Here is a 20,061-nt window from a genome sequence, read left to right on the forward strand (position 1 = left end):
TAAAGTTTCTACAACATTAAAAATGCAATAAAAAAATACAAAATCTTATTATTTGTCAATGAATACTTTCAGCTGTTCGAGCATGTATTTCTCAACGTTCCGGACTACGTCCAGTTTTCCCCGGAACGCAAGCAGTTCCCGCTCGTCGCCCTCCATATTGGCGAACTTGAGTTTTTCCATGCGCTCGACAACTTTAACGTCAAATTTTTTCGATATATCAACAATAAGTTTCTGGGGTACGCCGGGAGGGATGAGTATATCGTACAGCTGTTCGTTTTCTGCCATGTTCTTTCACCAGTTTCATTTACCTATCTTGATCCGCCGGCTCATAATACATGGGCCCCCGCGGACGCCGCCGATCGGGTTTTTGGGCTTTCCCAGCGAGTTCATGCAGCGTCCCATGAGTGCCGCGCCACGTGCGAGCCCGTCATCGACAAAGACAACGTGGTCGACGGGGTCGTCGAAGAGGTTCCGCTCGGTAATTCCCTCGAGGATTAATTCCGGTTTTCGCCCGGAGATGGCCGCCCTGCCGGTAAAACCGATCGATGAATTTTTCAGGACAAGCCCCTCTTCGACGGCAACATCGATCAGGCGCAGCGCCATGCGGGTGCAGACCCGGTCGACCACTTCGTTCAGGGTCGACATCGAATAGTTTTTGTGAATCTCAGCACCGATCTCAACAAGTTTGGGAAGCTCGCTGCTGTTCTCCCCGCAGTCGCAACCGATCATCGCGACACCCGATTCCTTTGCGATCCGGGCATTGACGGGTACACGCCCGAACCGGTTCCGTTCGGGTGGAACGATGCGGATGTCGATATACTCATTGCAGCGTCTTAGGTACTCGTCCACAACCTTCCGGTTACCCTTACTGAACAGTCCGCCAGAGATACTCTGTTCACCAAAGATATCGAGCGCAGTGCCCGTCCGCTCATGGACAAGGCCGGTCCCCCGCACAATGGCATCCGGAATAGCACCGGCAAGACCGCAGAAGTTTCCAACAGTTTTTGCGAAGGGATTAATTGCATCCCGAGGTACATCGCTTGTTATCCGCCCGTCAAGCGTTGTGCCAAAATCGATCGTGACACAGGGATTGCGGAAATCGACCGGGGTCCATTTCGCCCCTTCCTTGATCCCCGCCATCGCAAGCTCACCCTCCATCTCGTTTGCCACCATCTCGACGCCGGTCGAGCCGAGCGGGGGGATCACGCCCGCAACAGCGCCGACAAATACCACCTTGTCTGCAAAGCTGAACGGCTGGAGTTTCTGGGACTGGTTCTCCTTTGACATCGGGGGCGTCATTTTACGGGGCGGCACCCCGGCAATGAGGCACCCGTTTGCGAGGGCAATCACAAAGTCTCCCACCTGGTCCGGGGACTCCATCTCGGCAACGACGCCGGTACTGCGGACAACAAAATCCAGTTCGTCTTTAATACTCAGGTGGGCGTCCTTATGGCATTTGATCAGGGTATCCCGCACAAGCTCCGTTACTGCCTCACGGGTCAGCTCGGTCCCGTCAAGCGTTGCGCCAAAAATTGTCTCACCCGGTTTCGGGGGGCGTATGTCCCGGCTCATGCTGACGGTTTTATTGATGACATAGGACATCCCGGTCTCGAGGTTCACACCGGTAAGGATGCACTTTGTCGTTGTATTGCCCATCTCCACGGATCCAACGATAAAATAGGGTTTGTTTTTATATTCAGGGATATTCATGCCTGCGCCATGGGTGATGGAGGGGGGTGGCGGGCTCTCCACAATATGCGGTCTGGGTTTTGTAAAGCGGGAAAAAAAACTGGCGCACATATACTCCGAATCTTGTCTGTCACTCAATATAATTTTCTATTTTGTACAGGCGGCTCTCAAGAGAAGAAACGATCATCACGGGTGACATAATCAAAAAGGATGGCCGGCCTCCATCACGATTGCCGGCATAAACCCCCACGTGGAGATAGGGCAGAAAAGGAGGGATTATTTTTTCTTTTTCTGCATCTTCTTTTTCTGCATCTGCTTTACCATGCGGGCCTGTATCCCGAAGTACTGTGAGACACCGATCGCATGGCACTGGTCGATGGATGCACTGTCGAAAGAGACAAGGTCATCGGAATAGATTGCATCAGGAGACGTCCTGCCCAGCACCCGTACACTACCTTTGTACAGTTCGAGGTCCACGGTACCGTTCACCCGTTTCTGGGTGGTGTCGATGAATGCATTCAGGGCTGCATAGAGCGGTTCGTAGATCAGGCCCTTGTAGGCGAGCTCGGACCATTTGTCGTCCACCATCCGCTTGAACACAAGTTCCTGCCGGGTGAGGGTGATGCTTTCAAGGTCACGGTGGGCGGCAAGGATGACAGTCGCGGCGGGGTGTTCGTAATTCTCGCGGGCCTTGAGCCCGAGGATACGGTCCTCGATCATGTCATTGCGCCCGATCCCGTGCTTTCCGGCGAGCACATTCAGTTTCTGGATCAGGTCGTACCCTGCGTACTTCTTTTTATTCAGCGCAACGGGAATACCCTCCCTGAATGTCAGGGTGATCTGCTCCGGTTTCGCCGGCGCTTTCTCCGGTGAGATGGTCCAGAGGTAGATCTCTTCCGGCGGGTGGTATGCGGGGTCCTCGAGCCTCCCGCCTTCGATGCTCCTGCTCCAGCAGTTCTCGTCCATGCTCCAGGGCTTCTCCTTCCTGACCGGCACCGGGATATTATGCTGTTTTGCATAATCGATCTCCCAGTCACGGGTGAGGTTAAGTTCGCGAATCGGAGCGACGACATCAAGGCCGGCACTACGGATGATAACATCAAACCGGAGCTGGTCGTTTCCTTTACCGGTACACCCGTGTCCTATCGCAGTCGCCCCTTCCTTATGTGCAATTTTTACGACTTCTTCAGCAATAAGGGGACGGGCAAGAGAGGTACCCATGGGATATCCTTCGTAGGAACCATTTGCCCGGATCGCGGGGAACAGGTGTTCAGCAACAAATTTTTCACGGGCGTCGATGGTATAATGGCGGTCTGCAAATTTTTTGCCTTTTTTTGTTGCGACCTCTATCTCCTCATCGCGCTGGCCGACATTCACCGCCACCGTGACGACTCGGTCATAATCGTAACGTTCCTTTAGGAGCGGGATGCAGATCGAGGTGTCAAGCCCGCCGGAATATGCAAGAACAATGGTGCCTTTTCCCATGATTCACTCCATTCTGGTAATAATGCTGTAATTATTGGCATTAACTGCATATATGTTCAGGGGGCAGACTCATGGATAACCCGACTCCTGACAAGGATTATGAAGAAGAAGGTAAAGAACTAAAAAAGTTGTTCAGGTGTTGGTTCCTGAACCCGGTATCGTGTTTTTACTGGACTACGATCTTTCCTTCTGTCTGTGGCTGGTAGGGTCCTGTTGTGTAATCGTACACCCCGACTTTGTCAAAGGTTGCTTCATAGGTCTTTCCATACGGTACCACGACGGGGTTCATACCGCCAAAGTATGCACTGGTCTGGACATTGTTTGCCTGGATGCTGTGGGGCTTGTACGGATCGGTGTTCGCCCAGATAACCTTCGTTCCGGCCTTTACGTATGCTGTTGCATCCGGGACAATGGTCAGGTCCTGAGTGAATGTGATCGTGTAGGTAGGTACCGGTGTCGGCGTTGCGGTCGGTGTTGCGTTGGCGGTCTTGTTGACCACAACGACAACTGCGGTGGTCGGGACCGTGGTTGGGACCTCTGTTGCATTTATAGCTGGAGCTGCGGTTGGCGTTGGTGTGGCCACAGGTGCTGCCTGTTGGGATGAGCATCCCGCAAGCAGAATCCCGATAAACAGGATCGCAAGAACAACAAGTAATTTCTTCATGCATCTTTTTTTGTTATTTCGGTATATAAGCATATTCAATTCTTTTGTGTATTTACTAAAGATCCATTACTGGTCAATAAACTGCGGAATCAAAAATAAAACCGGAGAAAACCCAAAAAATGAGAGATATTGTCAATAACTCCGCAATTACTTCAGATAATGGCTGATTGGCTCAAGGGTCACTTTCTCGCGCTTGATGGCATCAATGGCAAGTGCAGCAGCCCGCGCTGCCTGAAGGGTCGTAATATAGGGGATCTGGAAGTCCACTGCCGCACGCATGATCTGGTAGTGGTCCTGGCGGGACTGCTTGTCCTGGGGAGTGTTGATAATAAGCCGGATCTCCCCGTGCCGCATCATATCAAGCACATTGGGGGACCCTTCCTGGACCTTCCGCACGAGGTTTGCCTCCACACCCGCATCATGCAGGTAGTCCACGGTCCCCTCCGTTCCGTAGAGAGTGAGGCCGAGATCGCGCAACTTGCGTGCAATCGGTATGGCCTCGTCTTTCTGCTCCATGTTCACGGAAATGAAGATATTCCCCTTGAGCGGCAGCTCGTTGTCAGCCGAGATGCAGGCCTTGTAGAACGCGAGCCCGAAATCGTAATCGATACCCATGACTTCGCCGGTGCTCTTCATCTCTGGGCCAAGGACCGTATCCACGCCAGCGAGCTTGTTGAAGGGAAGCAGCACCTCTTTTACCGCAACATGTTTGATCTCGCGCTCCTTGAACCCGAGATCGCGCAGTTTCTTTCCGACCATGACTTTCGCAGCGATCTTGGCAATGGGAATCCCGGTTGCCTTTGACACGAACGGCACTGTGCGGCTTGCACGGGGGTTAGCCTCAAGGATATAGACCACGTTGTCCTTGACGGCCATCTGGAGGTTGACGAGGCCGACAACCCCGAGCCCGAGGGCGAGCTTCCTTGTATATTCCCGGACCGTATCTACGACCGCAGGTGACAGCGACTGGGTCGGGATAACGCAGGCGGAATCGCCCGAGTGGATGCCGGCCTGCTCGATGTGCTCCATGATGCCGCCAATAAGCACCTCCTCGCCATCGCAGACTGCGTCCACGTCAAGCTCGACGGCGTTCTGGAGGTAGGAGTCGATCAGCACCGGGTGGTTCCGACTGACCCGGACTGCTTCTTTCATGTAGGTCTCGAGTTCGTTTTCATCGTGGACGATCTCCATCGCCCGTCCTCCCAGGACATAGGACGGCCGGACAAGAACCGGGTAGCCGATGTGTGCCGCCTTTGCCTTTGCCTCCGCCTCCGAATAGGCCGAGCTGTTTGGCGGGCAGGGAATATTGAGTTTCGTGAGGAGGATGCTGAACCGGTCGCGATCCTCCGCGATATCCATCGCATCAGGGCTTGTCCCAAGGATCCGGGTCTTCAGGCCGAGCCGTTTTATCTCAGTCTCAATCGGAACTGCCAGGTTCACGGCATTCTGCCCACCGAACTGGACCATCACGCCAAAATAATGGTCTTTCCTGAGGATGTTTGTCACGTCCTCGAGCTGCATGGGCTCAAAAAACAGCCGGTCCGATGTATCGAAGTCTGTCGACACGGTTTCCGGGTTGTTGTTGACGATGTGTACTTCCACACCTTCGTCGCGCAGGGCCTGGACCGCGTGGACCGTGCAGTAATCGAACTCGATTCCCTGCCCGATGCGTATTGGGCCTGACCCGAGAATGAGGACTTTCTGGGTGGTGCTCGGGATGATCTCGCAGACCGCCTCCCGTGTCGAGTAGAAGTATGGGGTGCTTGCCGGGAACTCTGCGGCGCAGGTGTCCACCATTTTGTAGGATGGCAGGCCGGCAATGGTCTCGATCTCTTCGAAGGGTTTACCCGTAATCTTCGCGATCTCAGCAGTGGAGAACCCGTATTTTTTGGCGGCAAGGATATCGGCAGCATCGCACTGCTGTGCGAGGTGTTTTTCAAGTTCGACGATATTTTTGATCTTTTCCAGGAAGAACGGGGTGATTGAAGTGAGCTGGGTAATCTCGTCGAGGGTGAAATCCAGCCGGAAGGCATCGAACAGGCAGTGGAACCGCTCGTCGGTGGGACGGGAGAGGATCATGCGGACCTCGCTCGGGCTCGTGTGGGTCCGGACATCGGTGTCAAGCGACCGTTTTGCCTTCATAAAGGCTTCTTCAAGGGTTCTGCCGATCGCCATAACTTCCCCGGTGCTCTTCATGGAGGTCGTGAGGGTCCGGTCGGCTCCCTTGAACTTGTCAAATGGCCAGCGGGGGACCTTGACCACGATGTAATCAATCGTTGGTTCGAACGATGCGGGAGTACAGCCGGTTACCGTGTTGGTGATCTCATCGAGGCGCAGGCCGATGGCAATCTTGGCCGCCACCCGGGCGATGGGATACCCGGTTGCCTTGGAGGCGAGGGCAGAGGAGCGGGAAACGCGGGGGTTCACTTCGATGACGCGGTAGTCCCCGTCCCAGAACGCGAACTGGACATTGCAGCCCCCCTGGACGTCGAGCGCCCGGATAATGCGGATCGCCGCACTGCGCATCATCTGGTACTCGTCGTCACGGAGGGTGAGGATCGGGGCAACGACAACGCTCTCCCCGGTATGGATGCCCATCGGGTCGACGTTCTCCATGCCGCAGACGATGATGCAGGTATCCGCTGCATCCCGCATGACCTCAAACTCGATCTCCTTCCAGCCCATGACGCTCTCTTCGATCAGTACCTGGTGGATGCGGGAGCGGGAGAGTCCGAGTTCGATAATCCTGATCAGCTCTTCCCGCGTCTTGCCAATGCCACCACCCGCACCGCCAAGGGTATAGGCAGGACGGACGATCGCAGGGAGACCGATCTCCTTGATCGCCTCGTCGACCTGGGTCAGGGAATTGAGGATTACGCTCTTTGGCACGGGCTCCCCGATCTCTCTCATGAGGTCGCGGAATTTCTGCCGGTCCTCTCCCTTGTAAATTGCCTCAAGCGGTGTGCCCAGGATCTCCACTCCTTTAAGTGCTCCCATCTCGGCAAGTTCGGCAGTAAGGTTCAGGGCGGTCTGGCCGCCCATGCCGGAGAGGATCCCGTCCGGCTTTTCCTTCTCGATGATCTTGGCAATGATGTTCGCCCGGAGGGGTTCGATATAGATCTCGTCCGCCATCTCCGGGTCCGTCATGATGGTTGCCGGGTTGGAGTTGACCAGGACAACTTTTATCCCCTCTTCACGGAGTGCCCTGCAGGCCTGCGACCCTGAGAAGTCAAACTCCGCTGCCTGCCCGATCTGGATGGGCCCTGATCCGATCAACAGGACTTTTTTGATGTCAGTCCTCCGCGGCATTCAGGCAATCCTCCGGAACAGCGAGTCAAAGAAATGCGCTTCCGTATCCCTCGGCCCCCCATGTGCTTCGGGATGGAACTGGACGGTCGTGAGGCACAGGTCCTCGTTCTCGAACCCCTCCACCGTGCCGTCGTTGACATTCGTATAGGTCACCTTCGAGCCTTTCGGGAGCGAATCCGCATCGACTGCAAACCCGTGGTTCTGGGTCGTGATGAAGATCCTGCCGTCCCTGAAGCGCACCGGCTGGTTTGCACCCCGGTGCCCGAACTTGAGCTTGTAGGTATCGCCCCCCAGTGCAAGCGCTGCTACCTGGTTGCCCATGCAGATCCCGAAGATCGGCAGGTGTCCGAGCAGTTCCCTGATGCATCGTATTGCATCGGTCGCCTGCTTGGGGTCTCCCGGGCCGTTGCTGACAAACAGCGCATCGGGTTTGCAGGCCAGTACCTTGTCCGCCGTGACATTATACGGGAAGACATGGAGATCTGCCCCGCGTTTTGAGAGGCTGATGAGCATGTTCTTCTTTATCCCGAGATCGATGACAGCGATCCGTTTTCCGCTTCCCTGCACGCGGTACGGCTGTTTACAGGAGACTTCCGGGATGGGCACAATATCGCAGATCGTCGGCGTCCTGCGTGCGAGTGTCACGGCATGGTCTCCGTCATCGCTGCCGGTGACCAAGGCTGCCCGCATCGTGCCGTGGACCCGGGTCTTGATGGTCAGGGCACGGGTATCGGCACCGGCCATGCCAAGAAGGTTGTTCTCCTCAAAAAAGGATCTGATAGAAGGCTGTGCAGCGGGTTTTTCGCAGATCTCTTTGGTGATGCATCCGAGTGCGCAGACCTTTTCGTTCTGGAAATTCTGCCGGTCGACACCATAGTTGCCAATCTGCGGAAACGTGAACATCAGGATCTGGCCGAAATAACTCGGGTCGGTGAGGGACTCCATGTAACCGGTCATCTGGGTATTGAACACCAGTTCACCGGCGGTCTCCCCCTCGACCCCAAAACCCTCTCCCACGACGTATTGTCCGTCCTCGAGACCCAGCACAGCCTTCATGATTTCCATATCTAATGTGCCTGAATAGTTATTAACGATAATGCAGGTACCATCTGCTGTCCTGTCTGCACGGGCAGCGGGAGATCCGCATTGCCGGCGCTGGTGGTTTTCCGGCCGCAGGACTGGTACAAGCTCACCAACTGCGGGTATGACGCGCCGGACGACCCCTTCATCGTCAAGGTGCCGGAACAGAACATCAAGGGCGAACAGTGTGCGATCAAGACCTGCAACGCCCTCATGAAAAAGACCCGGGACGAGGACCCGGTTTCGTATAATATGTTCCTTACCATCCTTTCCCCGGAAGTCGAGCACGAGGAAGATCTCCAGGCCCTTCTCGAGGATGTCGGGATCATCATGAAGAACAAGTGATGGTCTTTCCCATCACCTTTTTTCCTTCAGGCTTTCTTAGCACACGATCCCCGGTTATAAATAGTATTTACCGCAATCTCCTTTCAAATACCTGAGAAGTGGATTTTTCATGGCAGTTGAACACGTGAACGGGAAGAACCAGGGAAAAATCATGCTGTATGCACTCTCCACCTGCGGGTGGTGCGCAAAGACCAAAGAACTCCTGCGCCAGATGGGCGTTGAATTCGATTATGCCTATGTCGACCTCCTGGAGGGAAAGGAGCAGGATGACGTCATGAACGTGGTAGAAAAGTTCAATCCGAACGGCTCTTTTCCCACGCTCGTCATCGACAATAACAAGGTGATCATCGGGTTCCGCGAGCAGGAGATACGGGAGGCCCTTGGTGCATGAACTTCACGGGAATCAACGAGCTGGATGTTGAGCGGGTGCACGAGCTCCTGAAAAAGGAGGCGACCGCTGGTGGCTACCTTCTCAATACGGATGCGGAATTTTCGAAAAACCTGGTCCGGGGACTGCTCCGGAACGAACAGCGGTACGGGTACCGGGCCTGTCCCTGCCGCCTGGCGTCCGGAAAAAAAGAGGAAGACCTGGATATCATCTGCCCCTGTGATTACCGCGACGCGGATATTGAGGAGTACGGGGCCTGCTACTGTGCCCTTTACGTCAACGAGGCAATAGCGAACGGGACAAAACCGGCAGCGCCGGTTCCCGAGCGCCGGCCACCCCGCGCGGAACGCGGAAAGAAGAAGGAGATGACAGTCCCGACCTTCCCGTCCGGTCCATTACCTGCCCTCGCCCTCCCGCTCCCGGTCTGGCGGTGCAAAGTCTGCGGGTATCTCTGCGCGAGAGAACAACCTCCGGGCATCTGTCCGATCTGCAAGGCGAAAAAAGACCGGTTTGAACGGTTCATCTAATCTTATTTTTTCTTTGGGTGGCTCTCAAGTTTCGAATTGGTCGAAGAGCCTGACGGCTCTTCGAAGTTCGGCTTTCAGCCTCACTTCTCATCGTGGAGGTTCTAATGAACCTCCCCGATTCTCCTGTCTCGGGTCTTCGACCCTCAACAAGTCCAAGAATTGCTGTGCAATTCTTCTCCTGCCTGCCCTTCCTGATGGAACGGCAGGCATTCTTCAAATACTCTCCTGACCAAAATTGAGGGTATGGCAGGAATCGTTCATGTCGAGATCGTAGGCCTGAATACCTCAGACTGTTCTCCCTTTCCCTGCGATGAGGACCGCACCTGCGGGCTTTCAGGCTGCTATCTCTCGGGAAAACTGATCGATGCATTCAATGAACTCAAAAAAGTGCTTCTGGAGACTTACGGCAACCGGGTAGACCTCACACTGACCCTGGTTGACAACGGTGTACCCGAACGGATCAAGACCATCATCGAGCGCGAATATCCCCCGATCCCCATGGTCCTTGTCAATGGCAGGGTGACGAAGATCGGCCGGATCACGCTCGACCGGATCAAAAACGAGATTGAGAAGGAACTCTGACCGGTATGCCGGTTCATCCTTGACGGGCTGCTTGTGCTGATGAAAAAAGCCGGTAAGGCCCGGGGACCGGCCCTCTTTCTCGTGTATCCATTCCCGGACCGGGGACAATTTATACTCCGGCAGGGTAACCGGTTATCTGTATGACACCGGTACGGAAATGGGGACACGGGCCATATTCCGTGGCAGTGATCCACGGGGGCCCGGGGGCTCCCGGCGAGGTGGCACCGCTGGCCCGCGAGCTTTCAGCAGTAAAGGGCGTGCTTGAACCATTCCAGACCGAGACCACACTGGACGGGCAGGTCCAGGAGCTCCGCTCGGTGCTCCTGGAGCACGGCACAGTACCCGTGACGCTCGTGGGATTCTCGTGGGGTGCATTCCTTTCCTTCCTGCTTGCCGCCCGTTACCCGGCACTGGTCAAAAAACTGATCCTTGTCAGCAGCCCGCCCTTTGAGGAACAGTACGCCGCCGCGATCACCCAGACCCGGATGAAACGTCTCCATAAAAAAGGCCAGGCTGAAGCACAGGAGCTGCTTGCACAGATCGCTGATCCGGGTACTGCCAATAAGAATGACCTCCTTGCCCGGCTCGGTCTCCTGCTTGCCCGCGCAGATGCCTATGACCCGGTGAATGTACCGGACGAAGGATTCCACTGCCAGTACGATGTCTTCAGGGGGGTCTGGGACGAGGCGTGCGAACTGCGGCAGAAACAGATCCTCCTCCAGATGGCACAGGCCATCAGGTGCCCGGTGGTTGCAATCCATGGCGACTGGGACCCACACCCGGCCGAAGGCGTGAACGACCCCCTCTCAAAGGTACTTCCGGATTTCCGTTTCGTGCTCCTGGAAAAATGCGGCCACCGCCCCTGGATCGAACGCACTGCATCAGAGGAATTTTACAAGGCTGTCGTCGGGGCGATCTGAAAGCAGCCTGCCTCCCCCTCTGCCCCTATCCAATCCTTTTTGAACCGGAGCACCCATTTCCCCTGTATGAATACAGGCAGGCTTGCGGCAGTTGTCATTGTTCTTATTGCCGTCATTGCAGTGGCTCTTGTCGTCGTGCGGGGGCCATCCGCTGCACCGGCCCCGGGCAGCCCGTACCCGCTCGCCCCGGTCGAGATACGGTCATACCAGGGAAAGGACCTCTCCTCTGTCAACGATTTCCGGGAAAATTCTATTGCGGGACCCCAGCACATCAACATCTCGGATTACCGGTTGACCGTGACGGGCCTGACCAACCGGACGGTGGTATACACCTACGATGAGGTGCTTGCGAAGTATCCCCATTATTCGAAGGTGGTCACCCTCCATTGTGTCGAGGGCTGGGATGCCACGATCCTCTGGGAGGGGGTGCTCGTCCGGGACCTCATCGCTGACGCGGGGGCAGATCCACGGGCAAACACCGTGATCTTCACCGCCCGTGACGGCTATACCACCTCGTTCCCACTCACCTACTTCACGCAGCGGGACATCATCATGGCATACCGGATGAACAATGTTACCATGCCGGTGGAACGGGGGTACCCCTTCCAGCTTGTTGCCGAGGACAAGTGGGGGTACAAGTGGATCAAGTGGATCGAAAAAATTGAACTCTCAGATGACCCCTCGTACCGGGGCTACTGGGAGCAGCGTGGGTATTCAGATTCCGGGGACCTCAACAGCAGTTTCTCCGGGAATTGATTTTTTCCCCAAAGCGATATGCCTGCAAAAAGGATCAGTTATCTGTTGGTGCACCTTTTATTACCTGCCTGGCCATGGAAATGATCCAGTTCCGGTTCAGGGAGAGGTGGACGAAGACCAGCAACCCGAGAAGAATGCCGGACCAGTCATGCAGATCTGAAATAAAAGCAGACGGCAGGACGAGTCCGTTCAGCCCGGTCAGCCGTAGCAACAGCGTGAATTTCAGAAGACCGGTTACAAAACAGATCACGAATGTGATGCCCATGGCAAGGTCCAACGACCATTTGAGGATTTTCCTGTTCATCCGCTCATCACCTGATCCCGATTGACGATATGGTGGCGGAAGATAATGGAGATTGCGGGAGGGCATGTATCCGGAACCTGCGTCATCTGTTCTTTAATTCTCTGCCGATCCGCTCCTCCAGATGTTTCCCGTGCGACCCGTTCCAGTACAGTTTCCGGCAGTGATTGCACCAGAAGAATACCAGCCCGTCCCTGTCCCGTGGCGCATACTCCGCGGCATCGATCTCACCAGCACGGGCATCCCGCAGCAACGTGTTGCAGAGCGAGCACCGGCTCATGGTGAGCCGCCGCTCGATGAGCCCGTTATCGATCAGCTGCTGCACCTGCTCCATCACGTCTCCGGATCGGACGAAGACCGCGTGATCTTTCCCGCGACGGGCGAGTTCAGCATCCCGGGTCAGGAGGATACGATGTTCCTGCACGGCAATGTCGAGGAGGAGCGTGTCCTCTTTTGTGTTCCCTTCCGCAAGGCCGTTTGCACTCGGCGTGTCGTATCCCATGAACCGGAGGTAACGGGTCAGGGTGCCAAGCATGCGGTCTGCAATGAACCGGCTCTCTGCACGGGTATCATCCGACATGGGTCACGATCCCGATCTTTTCACCGCATTTCCCGCACTGCGTCCCGTCAAGGTCCCGGAACCGGCTCGAAAAGCCCTGGCGCTCGATCAGGGTTGCGCCGCAGGCAGGGCAGTACGTGTTCTCGTACCGGTGGTGGTACACATTGCCGAGGTACGGGAACCGGAGCCCGAGTTCCCTGGCCCGGGTGTAGATCTTTTCGAGCATTGCAACCGGCGTTCCCCCCAGGTCGGTCATCTTGTAATCCGGGTGGAACGCCGAGAAGTGCATCGGGGTATCGGGCCCGAGGTGCTCGATCACCCAGCGGATCAGCTGCTCCTGTTCCTCCATGCTGTCGTTCAGGCCGGGGATGACGAGTGTCACGGTCTCGACATGAAGCCTGAGTTCCCGGGCAAGGACCGAGGAGTCGAGCACCGGCTGGAGACGCGCCCCGCAGATCTTTTTGTAAAAATCGTCCGTGAAGGCTTTCAGGTCCACCCGGAACGCACCGAGCATGGGCGAGAGTTCCCGCAGGGCCTCCTCGGTGATATACCCGTTGGTCACGTAACAGGTGCCAAGCCCCCGTGCACGGGCGAGCGTGCCCATGTCGAGGGTATATTCGTGCCAGATGGTCGGCTCGTTGTAGGTCCACGAGATGCTCCGGCAGCCGCTGCCGATCGCCCGGCTCACCCCCTCTTCCGGCGAAAGTGAGCGGAGATGTTCAGAGTCGAGCTCTGCCCGGGAGATGTGCCAGTTCTGGCAGTGCTGGCAGTGAAAGTTGCACCCGACGCTGCCCAGTGAGTAGGACATGGTCCCGGGGAGGTAGTGAAAGAGCGGTTTCTTCTCGATCGGATCGACAGCCTCTGCGCTGATCTTCCCGTACGTCCCGGCATACAGGGTCCCCTTCTCATTGATCCGGACCCCGCAGATCCCATGCTTTCCCTCCTTGATCACGCACCTGTGGTTGCAGAGGGAACATGTCGCCGTATTGTTCTCCGTCTTTTTATACTGGCGTGCCTCGTGCATCAACAGGCCTCCTTATCAGGGATATTCCGGGTTTTTGTTACTCCTTGTCTGCCTCTTCCGGAACTGCACTGTCCTCGTCGATCTCAAGGACAAACGACCCTCGGTATTTACACTTCTTGCAGGCATAGACCTGGCCGAGATATCCCCCGGCGACCGGGTAGATCTCCTGGCTCTTGCAGACCGGGCAGTAGAACATGGTCAACAACTCTATATGAGCATCCGGTACAAAAACTAGTGCAATGAAGAAGGTCGTCATCTCGCTGGGCGGTTCCATCCTGATCCCGTCCCTTGAAAACCATACCATCAGGGAATACGTCCCTGTACTGAAAAAGATCGCAAAAAAGCACCGACTCTACGTGGTGGTCGGGGGCGGCGGTGAGGCCCGGCGCTACATCAGCATCACGCGTGAACTGGGGATCGACGAGGGCACCTCAGACGAAGTCGGTATTCTGATCACCCGGTTGAATGCAACGATGCTGATCGCGGCACTTGGCGAGGACGCCTACCCGAAAGTCGCGGAGAGCCATGCAGAGGCAAAGAAGTTCGGAGAGTCCGGCAAGATCGTCGTGATGGGTGGTATCACCCCGGGCCAGACAACCGATGCGGTCGCAGCGGTCCTCTCCGAGCGGGTCGGGGCTTCGGTCTTCATCAACGCGACCTCGGTTGACGGGATCTATACTGCCGACCCGGGGAAGGACCCCGGGGCGACCCGGTTTGACGAGATGACACCCAAAAAACTGCTGGAGATCGTGGGCGCATTGGCTCTTGGTGCCGGTTCCAATAACGTGCTCGATGTGGTTGCCGCCCGTGTCGTGGAGCGGAGCCACATTCCGCTTGTTGTCCTTGACGGGCGCGAACCAAAGAACCTAACAAACGCGATCCTCAAAGGAAAATTTACCGGCACGGTGGTCTCTGACGGGAAGAAGAAGCCACTGCCGTTGTGATTGGTGAAATTTTTAAATATCATTTTGGTTTTGTCCCTTTGCGAAATATGAACTTGTATTTTCATGGGGGCTAATGCCTCCATACCCCCATATGCGATATATGCCGCCGCCCCCGACAGGGCACAGTCGAAGAATCCTCACGGATTCTTCTCCAGCCAATCCTCGCTGATGCGACGATTGTCTCCCCGCGGCGGCTCAAATACTAATCCTAAAAAACCTCCCTGCCCCGCCGTGCCCCGGAAGGGCCCTGAGGCGGGGAGCCCTCGCCCAAAGGTTTAACGCTACACCATCCGGAAAAAATAGTGGTGTTCACTCAGAATGTCATGAGCGGTTTCTCTCTTCTATCCTTCCACTACCACTACCTATTTTTATTTTCCCGGCACAGGTATGATGGCGCGGGGTAGTAGGGTAGCCTGGTCCATCCTAGAGCGTTTGGGACGCTTTGACGGCGGTTCGAATCCGCCCTACCCCATTGAGTCATGAAAAAACAGGACGCTACACGGATCTATTCTCTCCTCATTAAACGCTATCCTGATGCACGGGAGTCGCCCGAGACCGTTGCCCGGGGATCACCGTTCGAAGTGCTCATTCTCACCATCCTCTCCGCCCAGACGACTGACAGGGCCGTCCTCAAAGTGAAAAAACCGCTCTTCTCAAAATACCCTGCCCCTGCAAAACTCGCGAAGGCGAAGGTTGAGGACGTGGAGCCGATCATCCACAGCCTCGGCTACTATCACGCGAAGGCGAAGAACATCATCGCCGCATCGCAGGCTCTCATCTCGACATTCGGTGGTACTGTCCCGGAGTCGATGGAGCAACTTCTCACGATACCGGGCGTGGGGCGCAAAACTGCGAATATTGTACTATACCATGCGTTGGGCAGGAACGAGGGTATTGCGGTCGATACCCATGTCCGCCGGCTGGCACAGCGGATTGGCTTCTCGGATACTGATAATGTCAGTGTGATCGAGCACGATCTCATGGCCTTATTTCCGCGGGACCTGTGGGGGGATGTCACCGATGTCTTCATCGCCCACGGCCGGACTACCTGCGATGCGAAGAAACCGCTGTGCAGTGAATGCGTGATCACGGAATATTGCCGGTATTTCCGGGATCTGAAGAAATAATATACCCAAAACCTGTGAGTCCCGGATTCATCATATTCTCAATCTGTTGTAATGTTTGATCATTTCCTGCCATCAGGCCATGCCAATGAGCGGGAGGATCAGCGAGAAGAGCTGGAAACCGGCAAAGGCGCATACAAATGCCAGCGGAATGGTGATGACCCATGCGATCATCATCTCCCGGACAACCCTCCACTGGACCGCATCCTTTCCCCGTGTCGCTCCTACCCCGACGATCGCACCATTGATCGCATGCGTCGAGGAGACGGGAATGCCGTACAGCGTCTCCATGACGAGCGTCCCGCTGCTGGCTGTGGCTGCACAGAACCCCTGATACGGTCGGATCTTCGTGATCTCGCGGGCCATCTTTTCGACGACCTGCCACCCGCCGAAACAGGTGCCAAGGCCAATGGCAATGGCGGCAGCGAGGATGACCCAGAGCGGCACCGTAAAGCTTGCGAGGATACCTGACGCCACCAGCAGGGCCGTGATTAGGCCCACGGCATTCTGGCCGTCGTTTCCCCCATGGGTGGCTGCCTGGAGAAGGCAGGAGAGGACATGGAGCGGCTGGAAGATCCGTTTCATCCGGTGCTGGCGGGAGTGGCGGAAGATGTGGGTAATGATAATATCTAACAGAAATGCCGATACCATCCCGAGGATGGGTGAAATAAAAATAAAGAGTACGACAACCAGCAGACCCGACAGTTTCAGTATGCCCGCTACCATCAGGACCGGAATGATCAATGCCCCCCCGCAGATCGCACCTATGACTACACCGAGACGCACGTCCGCACCTAATGATGCAGTCAGTGCAGCGAGGACGAGAGCACCTGCAATGGCACCGGCCAGTCCAAAGAGTATGACGTGAACGATGGTTTCCCCGCCAGGGAGGATGACCGCTCCGATCCCTCCGACTGCGACACCGGCCCCCATCAGGCCTCCGATCATTGCGTTACTGCTCGAGAGCGGAATTCCGGCCTGGGTAGCAACAACGATAAGGATGATTGCCGACCCCATGGCGACGATGATCGATGCGGGGGTGAGGGCACTCTGTGTGACAATCGCCGTCCCGATCGTAGCTGCGACCGCTGTGGTGAAGATGAACGGTCCCAGCATGTTACAGATTGCCGTAAGGAAGACCGCTTTTGCAGGAGAGAGAGCCCGGGTGGCGACAACGGTTGCAATGGAGTGTGAGGCATCGTTGAGCCCATTGACGAATGCAAGGCCGAGCGCAAGAATGATCCCGAAGAGGATGAACGGTTCCATGATGGTCAAGAATTCGTGGGTATTTTACCGGGCCCGCATGTGATGGCCGGAGCAGTGGCGGCTGTATAGTTGTCCTCTGTACGCATGAGAAGAAAAAAGGGTGGGATGAAAAGCACCATTTCAGGAACTGTTTGATGGACCTGGGATAATAGCGGGGTCGCCGTCCTGATTAATACCCGATGACCACCCGGATCACCGTAAACGCAGTAAACCCGATGAGGGCGCTGATCGGGATGGTCAGGATCCATGCCCACATGATCCTCCTCGCCACCCCCCATTTCACCGTGCTCGCGCCCATGGTCGTCCCCACCCCCATGATGGACGAACAGATGACATGGGTTGTACTGACAGGTATTCCCATTACCGAAGCCCCGAGGATCGTTGCCGCTCCCGCCGTTTCTGCAGCAAAACCATGTACCGGGCGGAGCTTGGTGATCTTGTAGCCCATAGTCTTGACAATGCGCCATCCCCCTGAAAGCGTCCCGAGAGCGATAGCGGTGTGGGCGAGCAGGATGACCCAGATGGGAACCGGCAGGTTGTTGGGATCTGCCGCTGCACCAAAATATCCTATGGAAAAGAGGAGTGGCACAATGATACCCATCGTTTTCTGTGCATCATTGGTACCGTGACTGAAGCTGTACGCTGCTGCAGAACAGAGCTGGAGCCGCTTGAAATGGCTTTCTGCCGTGGGTTTGTTTGCTTTTTGAGTGAGGTTGAGGATCGCAGCCATGAACAGGAACCCGCATACCAAGCCAATCAATGGTGAGAGGATCATGAAGAGTGCGACCTGTCCGACCGTTGACCATTTGATTGCGGCAAACCCGGCTGCCGCAATACCGGCCCCCGTCATCCCCCCGATGAGAGCGTGGGAGGATGAGGTGGGAAGGCCGGATAACCATGTGATGATATTCCAGCTGATAGCACCGATGAGGGCAGACAGTACAATATAGGGGATCACTTCAGTCAGTACGTAATTCAGCTGGATGATCTTGCTGATGGTACTTGCTACTGCGACACCGAACCCGAACGCGGCGACAAAATTGAAAAATGCAGCAAAGGCAACGGCATTACGGGGTGAAAGGACCTTGGTGGAGACGACCGTCGAGATCGAGTTGGCCGAGTCATGGAACCCGTTGGTGAAATCAAAGACCAGTGCGACCCCGATGATGGCAACAATCAGTCCCCACGTGGCTTCGATCATTCTCCCTCAACGATCCCTGTTGTTCCCTTACGAGTGCCGTATCGCGATATCGGAGAGGACGTTTGCCACATCCTCGCAATAATCAGTGGCGGTCTCGAGGTGCTCGTAGATATCCTTGAACTTGATGATCGCGATCGCGTCGTTTGTCCTGAAGAGGTCGGTGACCGCGTGGGCGAGGACGTCGTCTGCAAGGTTCTCGAGACGGTTCACCTCGATGCAGCGTTCCTCGATATAGCGCGGGTCCTTGATTGACCGGATACCCTTGACAGCCCCGACAATCTCGACCGTGGACATATGGATGAGTTTTGCCAGCTCGATCATGTGCGAATCGGAGGCTTCGATGTTATAATAATACATCTTCTCGGTCGCCCCGTCGATATAGTCCAGCACGTCGTCCATGGTTGAAGCGAGCCGGGAGATCTCTTCCGGGTCCAGCGGCGTGATGAACGTGCGGTTCAGCTGGTCGTATATTTCATGGGTGAGCTGGTCTCCCTGATGCTCCAGCAATTCGATCGCATGACGTTTTTCCTTGACATTCGTGAAGTCCTCAGTGAGGGCGACGAGCTGCCACGCCGCTTCCTTCACGATTCCCGCCTGTTGTTCAAACAGGTCAAAAAAGACCTTGTCCTGAGGTATCAGCAATTCCCGCAGACCCATAACAAACCCAGTGGTAATCGACAGTGGATGTTAAAAATATAGCGAAATATGATTAACTCTATACTACCCTCAGGGCAAACGAGACCACGAAATATCCGGCCCAGGCAACTGCGAGGGCAAGGGGAATGGTGATGACCCATGCGGTCATCATCTCGCGGACGACCCGCCACTGCACCGCATTCTTGCCCCGTGTAGCCCCGACGCCGATGATCGCCCCGTTGATCGCATGGGTCGACGAGACCGGAATGCCCACCTCCGTAACGGCAACGAGAATAGCGCTGCTGGCAGTTGCTGCACAGAACCCCTGGTACGGGCGGATCCTGGTGATCTTCTTGGCCATCTTGTCAACCACCTGCCAGCCACCGAAGCAGGTGCCAAGGCCGATCGCAATTGCCGACGTGAGGATGACCCATGATGGCACATCAAAGGTCAGGAGGATACCGGAGGAGACCAGCAGGGCCGTGATCACACCGACCGCATGCTGGCCGTCATTGGCACCGTGGGCAGTGGCCTGGACCAGGCTGGCGAGCACGTGGAGGGGCTGGAAGATCCGCTCCATGCGGTTCCGGCGGGAGTGCCGGAAGAGATGGGAAATGAGGATATCAAAGAGGAAGGCGCCGATGATACCGATAATAGGGGAGATGAAGATGAAGAGCACGATCGCGAGGAGCCCGGCAATCCTGATGACCCCGGCAAGCATCAGCACCGGGATGATGATGGCGGCACCGCAGACTGCACCGAGCATGGCGCCGAGGCGGATGTCCTCTTTGAACGAGGCGGTGAACAGTCCCAGGACGAGTGCCCCGGTGACGCCACCGATCAGGCCGTAGATGAGCACTTGGGTCAGCGTACTTACCGATGGAAGGATGACCGCCCCGGGTCCTGCGACTGCAATCCCGGCACCGATCAGCCCGCCCACCATCGCGTGGCTGCTCGAAATGGGAATGCCGGCCCGGGTCGCGACAAACACGAGAATGATTGCGGCGCCCATCGCAACGACAATGGAGAACGGGGTGAGGCCGCTCGGGCTCACGATCGCCGTGCCGATGGTGGCTGCAACGGCGGTCGTGAACAGGAACGGGCCGATCATGTTACCGATCGCGGTGTACAGAACGGCCTTGCCCGGTGACAGGGCTTTTGTTGCGACAACCGTGGCTATGGAATGCGAGGCATCATTCAGCCCGTTGACAAAGTTCAGAGCAAGGGCAAGGATGATGCCGAAGAGAACGAGAGGGTCCAT

22 protein-coding genes and 1 tRNA gene are annotated in these 20,061 nt (G+C 56.1%); 9 read left to right on the forward strand and 14 right to left on the reverse strand.

The window, feature by feature from the left end; translation table 11 throughout:
- Window positions 1–48 precede the first annotated feature (48 nt).
- The 6 genes from ABSG49_RS04770 to carA all read right to left on the reverse strand — a co-directional run bounded on the left by ABSG49_RS04770 (window position 49) and on the right by carA (window position 8,203).
- The gene (locus ABSG49_RS04770; RefSeq protein WP_424024961.1) at window positions 49–285 is read right to left on the reverse strand and encodes a hypothetical protein; all 237 of its coding nucleotides are present in this window, start codon (window positions 283–285) and stop codon (window positions 49–51) included.
- Between the two features lie 15 nt (window positions 286–300).
- Window positions 301–1,800, reverse strand: a complete 1,500-nt coding sequence (locus tag ABSG49_RS04775) for a methanogenesis marker 14 protein (RefSeq protein WP_424024962.1) — start codon at window positions 1,798–1,800, stop codon at window positions 301–303.
- A 165-nt stretch (window positions 1,801–1,965) separates the two neighbouring features.
- Entirely contained in the window at window positions 1,966–3,174 is a 1,209-nt protein-coding gene (locus ABSG49_RS04780) for an argininosuccinate synthase (protein WP_424024963.1), read from the reverse strand.
- A 166-nt stretch (window positions 3,175–3,340) separates the two neighbouring features.
- Complete coding sequence (locus ABSG49_RS04785; RefSeq protein ID WP_424024964.1) at window positions 3,341–3,838, reverse strand: cupredoxin domain-containing protein; 498 nt, start codon at window positions 3,836–3,838, stop codon at window positions 3,341–3,343.
- A 147-nt stretch (window positions 3,839–3,985) separates the two neighbouring features.
- Window positions 3,986–7,147 carry a carbamoyl-phosphate synthase large subunit gene (gene carB / locus ABSG49_RS04790; RefSeq protein ID WP_424024965.1) on the reverse strand — a complete coding sequence of 1,054 codons (3,162 nt, stop codon included), beginning with the start codon at window positions 7,145–7,147 and terminating at the stop codon, window positions 3,986–3,988.
- Window positions 7,148–8,203, reverse strand: a complete 1,056-nt coding sequence (gene carA, locus ABSG49_RS04795; RefSeq protein ID WP_424024966.1) for a glutamine-hydrolyzing carbamoyl-phosphate synthase small subunit — start codon at window positions 8,201–8,203, stop codon at window positions 7,148–7,150.
- Window positions 8,204–8,293: 90 nt separating this feature from the next.
- Between carA and ABSG49_RS04800 the strand changes: the two genes are divergently transcribed.
- From ABSG49_RS04800 to ABSG49_RS04825, 6 genes are all read left to right on the forward strand, one after another.
- Entirely contained in the window at window positions 8,294–8,572 is a 279-nt protein-coding gene (locus ABSG49_RS04800) for a ferritin-like domain-containing protein (protein ID WP_424024967.1), read from the forward strand.
- A gap of 109 nt (window positions 8,573–8,681) precedes the next feature.
- Window positions 8,682–8,963, forward strand: coding sequence for a glutaredoxin family protein (locus ABSG49_RS04805; protein WP_424024968.1), 282 nt, complete (start codon window positions 8,682–8,684; stop codon window positions 8,961–8,963).
- Window positions 8,960–9,487, forward strand: coding sequence for a ferredoxin-thioredoxin reductase catalytic domain-containing protein (locus ABSG49_RS04810; protein WP_424024969.1), 528 nt, complete (start codon window positions 8,960–8,962; stop codon window positions 9,485–9,487). Before ABSG49_RS04805 ends, ABSG49_RS04810 begins: the two co-directional genes overlap by 4 nt.
- Before the next feature lie 243 nt (window positions 9,488–9,730).
- Window positions 9,731–10,069: a hypothetical protein gene (locus tag ABSG49_RS04815; RefSeq protein ID WP_424024970.1), complete on the forward strand. Its 339-nt coding sequence runs from the start codon at window positions 9,731–9,733 to the stop codon at window positions 10,067–10,069.
- Between the two features lie 140 nt (window positions 10,070–10,209).
- Window positions 10,210–10,989 carry an alpha/beta fold hydrolase gene (locus ABSG49_RS04820; RefSeq protein WP_424024971.1) on the forward strand — a complete coding sequence of 260 codons (780 nt, stop codon included), beginning with the start codon at window positions 10,210–10,212 and terminating at the stop codon, window positions 10,987–10,989.
- A 66-nt stretch (window positions 10,990–11,055) separates the two neighbouring features.
- A complete protein-coding gene (locus ABSG49_RS04825) occupies window positions 11,056–11,745 on the forward strand; it encodes a molybdopterin-dependent oxidoreductase (protein WP_424024972.1) in 690 nt (229 codons plus the stop codon).
- A gap of 34 nt (window positions 11,746–11,779) precedes the next feature.
- Here ABSG49_RS04825 and ABSG49_RS04830 read toward each other — a convergent pair whose 3' ends face one another.
- The 4 genes from ABSG49_RS04830 to ABSG49_RS04845 form a co-directional block, all read right to left on the reverse strand.
- The gene (locus tag ABSG49_RS04830) at window positions 11,780–12,049 is read right to left on the reverse strand and encodes a DUF4405 domain-containing protein (RefSeq protein WP_424024973.1); all 270 of its coding nucleotides are present in this window, start codon (window positions 12,047–12,049) and stop codon (window positions 11,780–11,782) included.
- A gap of 82 nt (window positions 12,050–12,131) precedes the next feature.
- Window positions 12,132–12,626: a Mut7-C RNAse domain-containing protein gene (locus ABSG49_RS04835; RefSeq protein ID WP_424024974.1), complete on the reverse strand. Its 495-nt coding sequence runs from the start codon at window positions 12,624–12,626 to the stop codon at window positions 12,132–12,134.
- A complete protein-coding gene (gene amrS / locus ABSG49_RS04840) occupies window positions 12,616–13,629 on the reverse strand; it encodes an AmmeMemoRadiSam system radical SAM enzyme (protein WP_424024975.1) in 1,014 nt (337 codons plus the stop codon). The genes ABSG49_RS04835 and amrS overlap by 11 nt, the downstream gene beginning before the upstream one ends.
- Before the next feature lie 37 nt (window positions 13,630–13,666).
- Complete coding sequence (locus ABSG49_RS04845; RefSeq protein ID WP_424024976.1) at window positions 13,667–13,903, reverse strand: hypothetical protein; 237 nt, start codon at window positions 13,901–13,903, stop codon at window positions 13,667–13,669.
- Between ABSG49_RS04845 and pyrH the strand changes: the two genes are divergently transcribed.
- From pyrH to ABSG49_RS04860, 3 genes are all read left to right on the forward strand, one after another.
- A complete protein-coding gene (gene pyrH / locus ABSG49_RS04850; protein WP_424024977.1) occupies window positions 13,869–14,573 on the forward strand; it encodes a UMP kinase in 705 nt (234 codons plus the stop codon). The genes ABSG49_RS04845 and pyrH overlap by 35 nt on opposite strands.
- A gap of 397 nt (window positions 14,574–14,970) precedes the next feature.
- Window positions 14,971–15,045, forward strand: a tRNA-Pro gene (locus tag ABSG49_RS04855).
- 7 nt (window positions 15,046–15,052) lie between these two features.
- Window positions 15,053–15,700 carry an endonuclease III domain-containing protein gene (locus ABSG49_RS04860; RefSeq protein ID WP_424024978.1) on the forward strand — a complete coding sequence of 216 codons (648 nt, stop codon included), beginning with the start codon at window positions 15,053–15,055 and terminating at the stop codon, window positions 15,698–15,700.
- A gap of 72 nt (window positions 15,701–15,772) precedes the next feature.
- Here ABSG49_RS04860 and ABSG49_RS04865 read toward each other — a convergent pair whose 3' ends face one another.
- The 4 genes from ABSG49_RS04865 to ABSG49_RS04880 form a co-directional block, all read right to left on the reverse strand.
- Complete coding sequence (locus ABSG49_RS04865; RefSeq protein ID WP_424024979.1) at window positions 15,773–16,963, reverse strand: inorganic phosphate transporter; 1,191 nt, start codon at window positions 16,961–16,963, stop codon at window positions 15,773–15,775.
- A 169-nt stretch (window positions 16,964–17,132) separates the two neighbouring features.
- The gene (locus ABSG49_RS04870) at window positions 17,133–18,164 is read right to left on the reverse strand and encodes an inorganic phosphate transporter (RefSeq protein ID WP_424024980.1); all 1,032 of its coding nucleotides are present in this window, start codon (window positions 18,162–18,164) and stop codon (window positions 17,133–17,135) included.
- Between the two features lie 27 nt (window positions 18,165–18,191).
- A complete protein-coding gene (locus ABSG49_RS04875; RefSeq protein WP_424024981.1) occupies window positions 18,192–18,821 on the reverse strand; it encodes a DUF47 domain-containing protein in 630 nt (209 codons plus the stop codon).
- 58 nt (window positions 18,822–18,879) lie between these two features.
- Entirely contained in the window at window positions 18,880–20,061 is a 1,182-nt protein-coding gene (locus ABSG49_RS04880) for an inorganic phosphate transporter (RefSeq protein ID WP_424024982.1), read from the reverse strand.

It is taken from the genome of Methanoregula sp., assembly GCF_049510175.1.
Taxonomy (GTDB): Archaea; Halobacteriota; Methanomicrobia; order Methanomicrobiales; family Methanospirillaceae; genus Methanoregula.